General features: G+C 70.4%; 10 protein-coding genes. 6 read left to right on the forward strand and 4 right to left on the reverse strand.

Annotated elements, in window-relative coordinates; translation table 11 throughout:
• The first annotated feature begins 2 nt into the window (after positions 1-2).
• Positions 3-6,491: an RHS repeat-associated core domain-containing protein gene (locus AB0J88_RS04825; RefSeq protein WP_364352389.1), complete on the forward strand. Its 6,489-nt coding sequence runs from the start codon at positions 3-5 to the stop codon at positions 6,489-6,491.
• Between the two features lie 35 nt (positions 6,492-6,526).
• Here the strand turns inward: AB0J88_RS04825 and AB0J88_RS04830 are convergent, their stop codons facing one another.
• On the reverse strand, positions 6,527-9,070 hold the full coding sequence (locus AB0J88_RS04830) for a tetratricopeptide repeat protein (protein WP_364352392.1): 2,544 nt from the start codon (positions 9,068-9,070) through the stop codon (positions 6,527-6,529).
• Positions 9,071-9,232: 162 nt separating this feature from the next.
• On the opposite strand from AB0J88_RS04830, the gene AB0J88_RS04835 reads away from it, so the two are divergent.
• The gene (locus AB0J88_RS04835) at positions 9,233-9,589 is read left to right on the forward strand and encodes a hypothetical protein (RefSeq protein ID WP_364352394.1); all 357 of its coding nucleotides are present in this window, start codon (positions 9,233-9,235) and stop codon (positions 9,587-9,589) included.
• Here AB0J88_RS04835 and AB0J88_RS04840 read toward each other — a convergent pair whose 3' ends face one another.
• A complete protein-coding gene (locus AB0J88_RS04840; protein WP_364352397.1) occupies positions 9,590-10,351 on the reverse strand; it encodes a glucose 1-dehydrogenase in 762 nt (253 codons plus the stop codon). It abuts the gene before it with no gap.
• Positions 10,352-10,439: 88 nt separating this feature from the next.
• Between AB0J88_RS04840 and AB0J88_RS04845 the strand changes: the two genes are divergently transcribed.
• The gene (locus tag AB0J88_RS04845; protein ID WP_364352400.1) at positions 10,440-11,282 is read left to right on the forward strand and encodes a helix-turn-helix transcriptional regulator; all 843 of its coding nucleotides are present in this window, start codon (positions 10,440-10,442) and stop codon (positions 11,280-11,282) included.
• A gap of 34 nt (positions 11,283-11,316) precedes the next feature.
• Positions 11,317-12,018, forward strand: a complete 702-nt coding sequence (locus AB0J88_RS04850; protein WP_364352403.1) for an SDR family oxidoreductase — start codon at positions 11,317-11,319, stop codon at positions 12,016-12,018.
• On the opposite strand, the gene AB0J88_RS04855 is transcribed toward AB0J88_RS04850, so the two are convergent.
• Positions 11,984-12,628 carry a TetR/AcrR family transcriptional regulator C-terminal domain-containing protein gene (locus AB0J88_RS04855; RefSeq protein ID WP_364352406.1) on the reverse strand — a complete coding sequence of 215 codons (645 nt, stop codon included), beginning with the start codon at positions 12,626-12,628 and terminating at the stop codon, positions 11,984-11,986. The two genes, AB0J88_RS04850 and AB0J88_RS04855, sit on opposite strands and share 35 nt — an antisense overlap.
• Positions 12,629-12,696: 68 nt before the next feature.
• Here AB0J88_RS04855 and AB0J88_RS04860 point away from each other — a divergent pair, with 68 nt between their 5' ends.
• Positions 12,697-12,888, forward strand: a complete 192-nt coding sequence (locus tag AB0J88_RS04860; protein WP_364352408.1) for a hypothetical protein — start codon at positions 12,697-12,699, stop codon at positions 12,886-12,888.
• Positions 12,885-13,826: a zinc-binding alcohol dehydrogenase family protein gene (locus tag AB0J88_RS04865; RefSeq protein WP_364352411.1), complete on the forward strand. Its 942-nt coding sequence runs from the start codon at positions 12,885-12,887 to the stop codon at positions 13,824-13,826. Before AB0J88_RS04860 ends, AB0J88_RS04865 begins: the two co-directional genes overlap by 4 nt.
• Positions 13,827-13,893: 67 nt before the next feature.
• Here AB0J88_RS04865 and AB0J88_RS04870 read toward each other — a convergent pair whose 3' ends face one another.
• Positions 13,894-14,256 (reverse strand): DoxX family protein, encoded by a 363-nt coding sequence (locus tag AB0J88_RS04870; RefSeq protein ID WP_364352414.1) that lies wholly within the window; start codon positions 14,254-14,256, stop codon positions 13,894-13,896.
• Positions 14,257-14,302 lie beyond the last annotated feature (46 nt).

Genomic DNA, 14,302 nt, shown 5'->3' on the forward strand with positions numbered 1-14,302 from the left:
TGGTGTTCGACGTGGAGATACCGGTCAAGGGCCCACAGCCGGTCCGCCGGCGCGCCCGCAAGCTGCTCGCCGCGGGCATCGTGGGCGCGCTGATCGGCGGAGCGCTGGTCGTCGTCCCCGCGCAGGCGGATCCCGCACCGGCCCAGGGCCGGCCGGCAGCGCAGCGGGAGAAGCTGGATGCCGACGGCGCACCGGTGCGGACCAGAGCCTGGCCGTACACGCCGCAACGGCGGGCGTCGCTGCCCGAACCGGTCTGGCCGGCGCCCGGCACCGCCCGCGTGAGCCTGCCCGCGGCGGCGGAGCGGCGGGCCGGTGGCGGGCCGACGCGGGCGGGCAACCTGCCGGTGTTCGTGGACCGGGGCGCCGGTTCCGCGGGAGAACGGGTCGACGCGCTCACCGTGCGGGTCCTGGACCGGGCTACCGCTCCCGCGCAGTGGCGTGACGGGCTGCTGATGCGGGTCGGCAACCCGTCGGCCGCGGGCACGGGTGGCGCGGCGCGGGTGTCCGTCGACTACAGCGCCTTCCGGCACGCCTACGGCGGCGACTGGGCGTCCCGGCTGCGCCTGTGGCAGTTGCCCGAGTGCGCCACGACCACCCCGGCCGCCCGAGGGTGCGCCGCGACGGCGCTGCCGTCCACGAACGACACGCGGTCCGCGAGGGTGACCGCGCAGGTTCCGCTGGGTTCGTCCGACACGCTCGTGGCGCTGGCCGCCGGCCCGTCCGGATCCGGTGGCGACTTCACCGCCACCTCCCTCGCTCCCTCGGCCACGTGGGCCGCGGGTGGCAACAGCGGCGGGTTCACCTGGACGTACCCGATGAACGCACCGCCGGCCATCGCGGGGCCGGTGCCGGACCTGGCGCTGGCCTACTCGTCGTCGAGTGTGGACGGCAGGTCGGAGGTCACCAACAACCAGCCTTCCTGGATCGGAGAGGGGTTCGAGTACTCGCCGGGCTCGATCGAGCGTCGCTACGTGCCCTGCGCCGAGGACATGGCGGGCTCCGCGAACAACACCAGGGAAACCGGTGACCTGTGCTGGCGTTCCGACAACGCGGTGCTCACCCTCGACGGCCAGGGCACCGAGCTCGTGTACGAGGAGGGCAAGGGCTGGCACGCGCGCCAGGAGAACGGCTCGAGGATCGAGAAGCTGACCGGGGCCAGCGGCAACGGCGACAACAACGGCGAGTACTGGAAGGTCACGACCGCCGACGGCACGCAGTACTTCTTCGGCCTGCACAGCCTGCCCGGCCAGTCGTCGGTGACGGACTCGACATGGACGGTGCCGGTCGCCGGCAACCACCCGGCCGCGGGCGGAAAGCCGGCCGATCCGTGCTACGCCTCGACGTTCGCCGGCTCGTTCTGCTCGCAGGCGTGGCGCTGGAACCTGGACTACGTGGTCGACGTGCGCGGCAACACGATGTCCTACTGGTATGCCAAAGAGAGCAACAGGTACGCCCGCAACTTGTCCGAGAGTGACGCGGCGTCCTACACCCGCGGCGGCACACTGAGTCGCATCGACTACGGCACCTGGTACCGCGGCGCCACCGACCGTTCGGTGACGCCGGTCGCGCAGGTGCTCTTCGAGCCGGCGAACAGGTGTGTGACCTCCTCGTGCGGCACGCACAACGCGACCAACTGGCCCGACACCCCGTGGGACCAGGAGTGCACCGGCAGCACGTGCGCGAAGAACTACTCGCCGACGTTCTGGTCGACCAAGCGACTCGCCAAGATCACTACCAAGGTCTGGGACACCACCGGGACGACGGCCAGATGGCAGGACGTCTCCTCCTGGACGCTCACCCACACCTTCCCGTCGTCCGGCGACGGGTCCAACCACGCCGGCATGTGGCTCGAGAAGATCGTGCAGGCTGGTCTGGTCGGAACGGCGGTGACCATGCCTCCGGTCACCTTCACGCCGGTGTCGATGCCGAACCGGGTGCTGACCATGAACACCGCGACCAGCAACTGGCAGCGGATCGACTACATCATCACCGAGACCGGCGCGAAGATCGACGTCGACTACGACTCGCCGGAGTGCTCGGAGTCGAACCTGCCGGCGGCGGCGGACACCAACACCATGCGTTGCTACCCCGTCATGGTCGTCGACCCCGACGACCCGACCGGTAAGGGTCTGGTCCCGGAGTGGTGGCACAAGCACCGGGTGAAGTCGGTGTCCACTTCGGATCTCCCGACGGATCAGTCCGGTCATCAGGCGCCACCGACCTTCACCTACTACAAGTACGTCGGAGCGCCCGCGTGGCACTACGCCGACGACGACGGCCTGACCAAACCGAAGAGCAAGACCTGGAACCAGTTCCGCGGCTACGACACGGTCGAGGTGCGTGTCGGCGACGTGCCCGGCGCCCAGTCCCTGACCCGCACCCGTTACCTGCGCGGCATGCACGGCGACCGCGTCGGCGGCGGCACCCGCAGCGTGACCGTGCCCGCCTCCTTCGGCTCGGAGACCGTCTACGACGAGGACCAGTTCGCCGGGATGGTGCGCGAGCAGACCACCTACAACGGCGTCGAGACCAAGCCGGTGGGAAGGACCGTGCACGTGCCGTGGATGTCTCCGCCGACCGCGTCGCGGACCATCAACGGCGACACCGTGACCGCACGCTACATCAACACCAGGGTCACCTACAGCGGGACGGCGCTCGGACCCGACGGGGCGCGCGGTTGGCGCACCACCCGGACACAGTCGTGGTTCTCCGACGACTACGGCCTGACCGACCGCACCCAGGACGACGGCGACGTCGCCAAGGCCGGTGACGAGAAATGCACCACCTACCTCTACAACCGCAACCTCGCGAGCAACCTCCTGACGCTGCTGAAGCAGACCACCACGACCACGCTGGCGTGCGGCACGGCGCCGACCAGGCCCGAGCATGTCGTCTCGGACTCGCGCACCTACTACGACGGCGCCACCAGCGTCGCGACCGCACCGACCTACGGATCCGTGACGAAGACGGAACATCTCAAGGACTGGAGCCAGGCCGGCGGAACGGTGTGGCAGACGTCCAGCGAGTCGACCTTCGACGCGTTCGGCCGGGTCCGGACCGCGACCGACCTGCGGGGCAACACCACCCAGACCGACTACACCCCTGCCGGGGCCGGCCCGGTGACCCGGCTGACCACCACTGGCCCCGCGCCCTACAACTGGGTCAGCAAGACCGACGTCAACCCGTACTGGGGCTCGACCACCAGGACAGAGGACCCCAACGGTGCCATTACCGACGTGTCCTACGACGGACTCGGCCGAGTCTGGCGGGTGTGGAACGTCGGCTGGGCCAAGCAGGACCACGATTCCAGCCCTTCGGCCGAGTACACCTATGCGCTCGCGCCGGACCGTGACGCCTACCCGTACGTCGTGTCCAAGACACTGCATGCCGGCGGCGGTTACCGCACCGTGTATGACATCAGCGACTCGCTGATGCGACCGCGGCAGACGCAGACCGCGGCGGTTGGCGGCGACCGGATCGTCACCGACACCCTCTACGACAAGCTGGGCCGAGCCGCCACCAGCTACAGCGCGCACGCCGAGCCGGGCACCCCGTCCGGCAAGCCGTGGTGGGAGCCCGAATGGTCGGTGCCCGCGGTGAACCGGACGCTGTTCGACAACGCCGACCGGCCCGTGGCACAGGTCTTCCTCAGCGGGAACGGCGAGGACAACCTGGTCGAGCAGTGGCGCACCACCACCGCCTACGAAGGTGACCTGACCAAGGTCACTCCGCCCAAGGGCGGCACACCGACCACGACGATCAACGACGTCGAGGGTCGCATCGTCGAACTGCGCCAGCACACGACGGACCAGGGCGTGGCCGGCGCCTATCAGTCGACGCGCTATGCCTACGGTGCCAAGGACGAGCTCATGTCCGTCACCGACCATCTCGGCAACGCCTGGAAGTACACGTTCGACATCAAGGGCCGCCGCATCTCCGTCGAGGACCCGGACAAGGGCACCAGCACCACCGGGTACAACGACTACAACGACGTCGTCGAGACCAAGGACGCGCGCGGCAAGACGCTCTGGGCGGTCTACGACACGCTCGGCCGCAAGACCGAGCTCCGCGACACCTCGTCGACCGGGCGGCTGCGGGCCAAGTGGAAGTACGACGTTCTTTACACGGGCTCCACCCTCAACGCGAAGGCGAAGCTCACCGAGTCCTATCGCTACGAGTACGACCAGTCCGGCACCGCGAGCATTTACAAGTGGCAGGTCGGCGGGTTCAACATCAGGTCGCAGCCCACCACCGTGAACTACGTGATCCCGCCGGTCGAGGGCGCCAGCCTCGCCAACACGTGGAGCTACGGCTACGGCTACTCGACCTACGACGGCAGCCCCACCAGCGTCCTCTACCCGGCCGGTGGCGGCCTGACCAACGAGACGGTCACGACCGGCTACGACGCCACCACCGGTCTGCCCACGAAGCTGGACACCACCATGACCGGTGTGAGCGCCTACGTCGCCGCGCAGGACTACACCGGCTTCGGCGAGCCCACGAAGACGCTGCTCAAGACCGCGAGCGGGCAGTACGTCGAAGACGAGACGTACTACGACGAGGCGACCCGTCGCGTCAGCCGCAACACCGTCAAACCCGAGTCCGCCGGAAAGTTCGTGTCCGACCGCAACTACGACTACGACGACTCGGGAAACATCGTCTCGATCGTCGACCAGCCGCAGGTGGGCAGCCGCGACGCCCAGTGCTTCCGACAGGACGCGCTGCGTCGGCTCACGAGCGCCTGGACTCCCAAGACAGGCGTCGACTGCGAAGCCGCCCCGAGCCTCGCGAACCTGGGCGGTCCGGCCCCGTACTGGCTGGACTGGACCTTCGACACGATGGGCAACCGCACCCAGGAGGTCGCACACACGACGGCCGGCGACACGAAGCGCACCTATGCCGTGCCGGCCGGGGGACCGAACGTCGTGCGCCCGCACGCGGTCACCCAGGTCACCACCGAGGCTCCCGGTGTGGCGGCGGTCGTCACCAACTACGCCTACGACAACTCAGGCAACACCTCCTGCCGGCCCACCGGCAGCGCCGCCAACACGTGCCCTCCCGGCGCCAACTCCCAGACGCTCACCTGGGACGCCGAGGGTCGGCTGGCCGGCGTCTCGGCCGGCGGCAACAGCATCGAGACCAACGTCTACGACGCGGACGGTGCGCGACTCGTCCGGCGGGACGCGGGCGGGGTCACGCTGTTCCTGCCCGGTCAGGAGGTGCGCCGGGACAACAGTGGAGCCGTCAGCGGCACCCGCTTCTACAGCTTCAACGGCAAGGTCGTCGCGACCCGCAAGGCCGCTGGGCTCACCTGGGTCGCCTCCGACCACCAGGGCACCCAGCACACCAGTGTGGATGCGGCCAGCCAGGCCGTGACGGTGCGCCGGCAGACTCCGTACGGGCAGCCCCGCGGCGTCGATCCCGCGTGGCCCAACGCGAAGGGGTTCGTGGGCGGCGACAAGGATCCGACGGGCATGGTCCACCTGGGTGCCCGCAAGTACGATCCCGCTCTCGGTCGGTTCATCTCCGTCGACCCGGTGCAGGACATGGCCGATCCGCAGCAGTGGCACGGCTACAGCTACGCCAACAACAACCCCGTCACCCAGAGCGACCCGACCGGCCTGGCGCCCTGCGAACCCGGCGAGGACTGCTCCGGTTACATACCCGGCAACGAGAAGGCCAACAAGAAGGCCAAGAAGACCAACTCCTGCTGGCCGACCAGGTGCGGCCTGCCCGCCGGCAAGGGCAACGGCGGCGGAGGCGGCGGTAAGGGCGGCGACGGCTGGCGCGGCGTCCCGTGGGCCGCTCCCAAACCGGGGCTGGCAGGACTTCCGGTCGTCCCGACTCTCACCACTCCGTGGATGCCGGTAGCACCTCCGACACGGCCCTGCCAGAACTACAATTCCAGCTACTCTTCGCCAGCGGCATGCGAAGACGCGCACGCGGTCGCCGCCGCGGCCGCAGCCGCGGAGGCTCGCGAAGCCAAGGCCGCCGCCGACGAGGAATATGCGGCCGCTTGGAAGAAGTGGTATTCCAACGACGCCAACACAAACGACAACGTCTACTGCATCATCCCGTGGGGATGTCGTGACCCGAAGCCGGTCTATCCCGACCCGACCGAGGCCCTGGCGCGCAAACGTGCGGGTCAGCAGCAGGCTGACAAGCAAAGCAACTGGTCGGCGAACATGAGCGTCGGGCTGTTCTGTGTGGGCGTCTGCTTCGGCTTCCAACTGGAACGCGACGGCTTGAAAGGTGTGGTGGGCTGCTGCGGGATCGGGGTCACCGGTCCAGGGGTCGGGGTCGGCGGCCAATATGCCGACGGCAATCCGCGACCCTTGTCGGGCCAGGTCTGCGCGGGGATCGGCGGCAACGGATGCCTCCAGGTGGGACCCACTGACAAGGGCAATCCCGCGGTCTCGGTCTCGCTGAACACGGGAGCGGCGCTCTTCGTAGGCGGGGTGTACACGTTCAAACTTCCTCCGCCCTCCTGATGGACCGGTGGCGGCGGGCGGGCAACCGCCCGCCGCTACGCCGGAAGGTCGGCGATCTCGTGGTCCTCGTCCCAGCCCAGCCTGCGCACCAACGCCTGCGCTTCGGGCGCGCCCACTCCTCGGTAGAGCTCGTACGCCTCGGTCAGGAGCAGCACCGCGGACGGATCACCGGCCTGTTCCGCCACCGTGGCCAACGCGACCAACGCGCGTGCGCGCAGCGCGGGGACGTTCTCGTCGGTCCAGAACCTCAGCGAACTGCGCAGCAGGGCCTGCGCGCGGGGGTCCTGGCGGCGGGCGCGGGTCTCGCCGAGGCTCAGCTCCGTCAGCGCCAGACCCCAGGTGTGGCCGCGGCCCCGGAATATCTCGGCGGCCTCGGCGAACGCCTCCTCCGCCTCCAGCGCGCGGGCCGGGTCCCGGTCGAGCGCCTCTCCGAGCGTTCGCAGGCTCTGCGCGGCGCCGGCGAGATCGTTCATGTCCCGGAAGAGCCGGGCGGCCTGGCGAGCGGCTCGTCCCGCCCGGTCGACGCGCCCGGCGGCGAGCAGCGCGCTGGCCAGTCCACGCGACGCGTACGCCAGGGCGAACCGGTCTCCGCTCCGACGTGCGGTCAGCAGCGCCGTCTGGAGCGTCGTGACGGCTTCGTCGACGGCGCCCCGTTGGCGCAGCACAAAGGCGAGGTTGGCCATCGCGATCACGGTGACCGGATCCCGATCGGTTCTGGCCAGATTTTCCACCGCGCTGCGCAGCTGCTCCTCGGCCGCGTCCAGTTGTCCGGTGAGGCCGAGGACATAGCCGAGGTCTTTGCGGGCCATGGCCGCCCCGGCGGAGTCGCCGACCCGTTCGGCCAGGTCACGGGCGGCACCGAGGGTGGTCTGGGCACCTTCGAGGTCGTCGGACTCGACGAGGCAGGTGCCGAGCCCACGCAGGACGGCCGCCTCGGCGACCGGGTCACCGGCGGCACGGCAGGCGGCCAGTGCCGTCTCCATGACTCGGCGCCAGTCGTCGTAGTAGCCCCGCAGCTCGTAGAACTCGGCAGCGCAGGCGGCCAGGCCGCGGGCCGGCCCGACAAGTCCGGCATCGGCACACGCGGACACGAGTGCGGTGAGCGCCTCGCGTTCAGTCTCGAACCATTCGACCGGTCGGGCCGCGACGGCCGCGGCGACCACCGGATCCGGATCCGGAACCACGACGGCGGGGTCGTCGAGGTGGAAGCGCTCACACTCGAGCGCGGGCCGTGCCCGTCGCGCCAGTCCCAGCCACGTGTGCGCGACCCGGGCGAACGCCGTCGACCACTCGGCCTCGCTGATCTCGTTCTCGCGACATTCCCGGGCGTACAGGCGGGTGATCTCATGGAACCGGTATCGCCGCAGCCCCAGCCCGTCCGGGCCGACGGGTTCGATGAGCCTGGCGTCGAGGAGCTCCTCGACCGCGACGGATGCCGCCGCGGATGGTGCGCCCAGCAGCGCCGGCACGGCCCACTCGGGCATGGCGCGCACACCGAGGCTGCTCAACGCACCGAGCAGTGCGAAGGCGCGCGCGGCCGGCCGGCTCAGCGCCTGGTAGGTCACCTGCAGGGTGAGGCGCACAGCAAGGTCGCCGTGGCGCATCTCGTCGAGGCGGCGCCGTTCGTCGGTCAGCCGCTCGCCGATCATGCGCACGGTCCATTGGGGTCGCGCGGCGAGTCGGGCGGCGACGACGCGGACGGCCAGAGGAAGGTTGTCGCACGCGGCGACGAGGGTGGCCGCCGCGTCCGGCTCGGCCAGCACGCGTTCGGCGCCGGCCACCTGGCACAGCAGGTCGATCGACGACGTGGTGGGCAGTGGCCGCAGGTCGATGGTCGTCACACCGGCCAGTCCGGTCAGCGACAGCCGGCTCGTCACGACCACAGCGACACCGTCGGGAGGCATAAGGGCTTCGACCTGGCGGTGCCCCGCGGCGTTGTCGAGGACCAGGAGCATCCGCCGCCCGGCGATCCGCGTGCGGAACAACGCCGCCCGCGCGTCGACGCCGGCCGGGAGCGCCGAGCCGTCCACGCCGAGCATCCTGAGCAGCAGCGCGAGCACGTCGGCGGGCTCCGCCGGAGCTCTGTCCTGTCCGCCGAGCACCGCGTAGAGCTGGCCGTCGGGAAAGCGGGACGCCAGCCGGTGGCTGGCATGGATCGCCAGCGCGCTCTTGCCGACGCCGGGCGGTCCCGAGATCGCCGCCACCCGGGCGGGGGTCGCTCGTGGGTGCAGGATCGCGTCCAACAGGCCCAGTTCCTTGTCGCGGCCCACGAAGTCGGCGAGGTCAGGGGGCAGGTGGCGGATCGGCTCCGCCGCGCCGCGTGGCGCCACCGCGGACCCGCTGCGGTTGCCCCAGAACAGCGACCTGCCGGCGTCGACGAAGGCCTCGCGTTCTTCGCCGCTGAGGTCGAGCGCGGTCGCCAGCCACTCGACGGTGCGCGGTCGTGGCCCCCGCCCCCGGCCCCGCTCCATCTCACCGATGGAGCGTGAGCTGATGCCGGCGCGTTCGGCGAGGGCTTCCTGGGTGAGCTGGCCGCGAAGGCGGTAGCTGCGAAGCTGCGTCGCGAATCCGTCGTCCAACCTCGACCCCCCAGTCGTCCGGTGCGAGGCCAGGCTACCGAACGTCCGGCTCAACGTCGGATCGAACGTCCTGGTTCTCTCGGGCTCCGTGCGGTGTGATGAGTTGACCTTGGACGGTGCCGGCCGCATCCGAGGCTGTCTATCGCGTGGGGGGAGCTCGGCATGTCACGGACGTACCCGCCGGAGGACCGTCAGCTTGCCTGTCTTGGCGTGGTCCCGGCCCATCTGCGGCCGGTGCTGGTCGCTCTGCTGTCCGGCGCCCCCGACACGGTCGCCTCTCGCCGACTCAACGTCTCGGAGCGCACCTACAGCCGTCGGCTGGCCGAGTTGTTGGACTTCTTCGACTCACGGACGCGGTTCCAGGTCGGCGTCCAGGTCGGCCTGTCCGGTTGGACGACGCCCGCACCTGACCAGCTCCTGCGGACCGGGTCCGGAGTAGCCCTGCTGGTGGCCGCGACCTGGCCTTCGTTCACGGAAGCCGCTCAGCCGCAGGTCGACGCGGACCCGGTGGGGCGCTGATCACGCGCGGGCGCCGCCGTCGACGCGGAGGATCGTGCCTGTCACCCAGGAGGCGCGGTCGCTCAGGAGCCAGGCGGCGGCTTCCGCGATCTCGTCCGGCCGCGCGGCGCGGCGCAGGGGTGTGCGGGCCGTGAGGCGTTCGACCAGGCCGGGGGAGTGGGCCGCCCAGGTGTCGATCATCTTTGTCGGGGTGTTGCCCGGTGCGATCGCGTTGACGCGGATGCCTTCCGGCCCGTACGTGACGGCCGCCGACTCGGTCAGGCTGTTGACCGCGCGCTTCATCGCGCCATACGCCGGAAGCTGTGGGTTGCCCATCAGGCTGCCGATGGACGAGTTGTTGACGATGGCGCCCGTGCCGGCGGTGGCCCGGATCGCGTTGACCTCGGCGACCATGGCCAGCCAGACGCCCTTGAGGTTCACGGCGTAGAGGTGGTCGAACTGCTCCTCCGTCAGCTCGTCCATCGGGCCGGGCGGCACGAACGCCGCACCGTTGTTGAACGCGACGTCGAGCCGCCCGTGCAGGTCGATGGCGCGCGCCACCGCCGCCCTGACGCTGGCGCTGTCTCCCAGGTCACACAGCACGTGGTCCGCGGTGCCGCCCGCCGCCCGGATGTCCGCGGTCACCGCTTCCAACTCGCTGCGGGTGCGAGCGGCCAGCACCACGCGGGCGCCCTCCCGGGCGAACAGCCGTGCGGCGGCGGCGCCGATGCCACGGCCCGCGCCGGTGACGAAAGCGATCTTGTCCGTCAAGAGTGTTGTCATGGCTCCGAGCCTTCGGCGTCACGGTGCTGCCATCCAGGCACCCCCTGTGCCTGGCTGACCGGCCCGTCACCGGCGCAGACTGGGAACGGTGAACAGAGCCGAACTGGCGGCCTTCCTGCGCAGCCGCCGCGAGCGGATCGCCCCGACCGAGGTCGACCCGCGGCGCCGCACCCCGGGCCTGCGCCGCGAGGAGGTGGCGCGGTTGGCCTTCATCTCGATCGAGTACTACACGCGTCTCGAGCAGGCCCGCGGCCCGCGCCCGTCGCGCGAGGTGCTGGCCGGTCTCGCCCGGGCGCTCCGCCTGACGGACGCCGAACGCATCCACCTCCACCACCTCGCCGGCGCGCCGCCGGCGCCGCCGCCCGGACCGCCGCGAGAGGTGCGCCCGAGCGTCCTCGACCTGCTCCGCCGCCTGCCGGGCGCGGCCGCTTTCGTGACGTCCGCGACGTACGACGTGCTCGCCTGGAACGATCTCGCCGCCGCCCTGATGGAGGACTTCTCCGCGGTGCCGCGCCGCGACCGCAACCTGCTGCGCCGCGCCTTCCTCGATCCGGATCCGGACGGACGCCGGCTGTACGGAGTCTCCGACCCCGACACCTTCGGCCGCACCGCGACCCACCACCTGCGCGCCGCCGCGGCTCGCTATCCGGACGATCCCGAGCTGAACGCGCTCGTGGCCGACCTTCTCGCCGGAAGCGCCGAGTTCGCGCGGCTGTGGCGCTCACACGACGTCTCGGCCCAGCACACCCTGCGCAAGACCTTCGAGCACCGGCAGGTCGGCCCGGTCACGGTCAACTGCGACGTGCTCGACATCGCCAACCAGGACCAGCGGATGGTCATCTACACGGCCGATCCCGGGTCGCCGTCGGAGGAAGCCCTGCGTTTGCTGGCGGTGATCGGCACCCACCGCATGGTCAGCGCGCGATCTTGACCTCAAGCTGGGTTCACGTGCTTCGCTGGCGGGCGTGAACCAAGAAGGACTGCGCGTCGCGATCACCGGTGGGGCACGTGACACCGGCCGGCTGCTGGCGGAAGCCTTCGCCGCACGCGGCGCATCGGTATTCCTGTCGGCCCGGGACAAGGCGGTCGCCGATGGTGTTGCCAGTGCGATCAACCAGCGCGGGCCGGGTCGGGCCGAGGCCTTTCACTGCCACCTCGCCCGCCCGGACTCGGTGCGCGCGTTCGCCGCCGCGTTGGCCGGGCGGACGGACCACCTCGACGTCCTGGTCCACAATGGAGCCCTTTACGTCGAAGGTGACGACCTCGGCGACGTCCCGGACGACACGATCGAGGAGGTGATGGCGGGCGGCACCGGCACTGTGCTGCTGACCAGGCATCTGCTGCCGCTGCTGCGGGCCTCGCGTCGGCCCGACGTCGTCAACATGATCTCGGCTTGCGGTGAGGTCGGACACCATCGTTCAGGGGCGCATCCCGCTTTCTACGCGGCGAAGCACGCACACGCCGGACTCGCCGGGATTCTGTCGCACCGCCTGCGGGCCGAGGGGGTTCGGGTGATCTCCCTGTTCCCGCCGGACTTCGTCCAGGACGGGCCACGCCGGGCCGACAGCGACCTCACCGCCTCGTCGGTGGTCGACTGCGTGCTGTTCGCCGTGGGCCAGCCGCGCGACTGCTTCATCCGCGAGTTCCACTTCGAGCAGATCCCTTGATCGCTGCGCCCGCGATGACCACGTCCAGGCAGTCGCGGAACAGGTCGCCCACGGTGCGGCCGGGTTGGAAGTAGTCGGCGACCGCGGCCACGACGGTCGGGTGCTGTTCGGTGAACGTCGCCAGGTCGAAGCCTTTCAGCGCCTCCGCGTCCGGGCGGGGGGACTGCTCCTCGAGGACGTGGCCGACCGTGAAGCGTTCGACGGTCAGGACGATCACGCGGGCCTCGCGCAGCGGCACGCCGCGTGCCACGAGGGTGCTCATGGCCAGTTCGGAGATCGCTGCCATCGTGCGCGAGAGCTGGGAGCTGGACACGACCCGGGCGCCGTCCGGATGGGCGAGCAGGGCTCGACGCAGCCGCTCGGCGAGCCCGCTCAGCCAGTCCTGCCAGGGTTGGTCCGGCTCGGGCGGTGACATGTCGCCGAACTCCTGGTCGAGGATCGCGTCGGCGATCGCGGTGACCAGGGCCGCCTTGTTCGGCAGATGCCAGTAGAGGGTCGGCGACCGCACGCCCAGGCGTGCGGCGAGCTTGCGGGTCGTCACGCCGTCGAGGCCCTCGGCGTCCAGCAGGTTGACGGCCTCGGTGACGATCCGCTGTCGGTCCAATGCCAATTCTTGGTACCTCCCGGTCGTACTCTATCAGTGCTAGAGTCTCTCTATCACTGATAGAGAGAGGGGCAATGACGGTGTCGTTCCACGATCTGCTGCATCGCATTCCGGGGGTGCCCGCGCACACCGAGCCGCCGCCCGGACACCAGGGCACGCGCCTTTCACTGAACCGCAGGTGGAACCACACGTCCGCGCGCCGGGCCAGGTTCCTGCCGGCCTGGCAACGCCGGATCGCGGCGCTCTTCGACCGGGAGCGGCGATGAAGGCCGCGGTGCTGCACGAGCTCGGCGGCGTCCCTCGCTACGAGGACTTCCCGGATCCCGTGGCCGGCGACGACGAGGTGCTCATCGACGTGATCGCCGTGGCGGTCGAGAACGTCGACAAGCGCATCGCGGCCGGCACGCACTACGCGAGCCAGGACTACGTCGCCCAGTTGCCGGCGATCCCCGCGTTCGACGGCATCGGCGCCCTGCCGGACGGCACGGTCGTCGGGTTCGGCAACCCGCGCCGGCCCTATGGCGCCCTCGCCGAGAAGACCGTGGTGCCAAACGGCAACCACGTGCCGATCCCGAAGGGCATCGACCCGGCGACCGCGACCGTGCTCGGCACGGCGATCACCGGCATGTCCCTCAAGACCGCCGCCGGCTTGGTCCCAGGCGAGACCGTGCTCGTCCAGGGGGCCACCGGAGTCGCGGGACGACTCGCGGTGAAAGTGGCCCGGTTGCTCGGCGCCGGGCGCATCATCGCGACGGGCCGCGACGACGACCAACTACGCGCGCTGGACGCCGACGAGGTGATCAACACCGCGGTGCCGGACGAAGCGCTGGCGCACGCGTACCTCGATGCCAAAGCCGACGTCGTGCTGGACTACCTGTGGGGCCGCCCCACGGAGATCCTGCTGCGCGCGCTCGTGCCGAGGTCTTTCGCCTTCCCGAAACCGACGCGGCTGATCCAGGTCGGCGACTCCGCCGGCGCTGAGCTGAACCTCGCGGCGGAAAGCCTGCGCACCTCCGGCGTCGAGATCTGCGGCGCGGCCAAAGGGCTCAACCCACAGACCGTGCGGGAGGTGTACGGCCAGGTGGTGACCTGGGCGCAGACCGGCGAGCTCACCTTCGACCTGGTGCGGGTCCCGCTGAGCGACATCGAGACGGCCTGGCAACGCACAGACCTGAAGGGCAGCAGGCTCGTCGTGTTCCCGTGACGAGCGGGCGGTCCGTCCGCGGGTCCGACGCTCGAATCCACGCCTCTGGAGCCGCTCCGTCGGGTGATCAGAACGTTGTCGCGAGCCACGCCGCGGTTGCCGCAAGGGCGATCAGGGCCGCGTTCAGGCCGGTTTCCTTGATCTCGCCGCGGGAGACGTGGAGGGCAGTCGCCAGGACCTGCAGGACGACGAATCCGACAGCGGCCGCGAGCGCGAGCACCGGCGCGATCCCCGTCGACGGAGGCAGGATCAGTCCGATCGCCCCGAGGACCTCGACGGCGCCGATGACCCGGACCAGGGCCATCGGGACGACATCGACCCATCCCATCATCGGTGCCAGCTGCTCCTGACTCTGCACGATCTTCTTCCCGCCGGCGAAGAGGAAGAACAAGCCGAGTAGTCCGGCAACGATCCAGTACGCGATGACCACCGCGGGCCTCCATTGGTTACGACTTGTAAGTAGCACCATGGTGAGT

Origin of the sequence: Asanoa sp. NPDC049475, from assembly GCF_040676915.1 — a bacterium.
GTDB lineage: Bacteria > Actinomycetota > Actinomycetes > Mycobacteriales > Micromonosporaceae > Asanoa.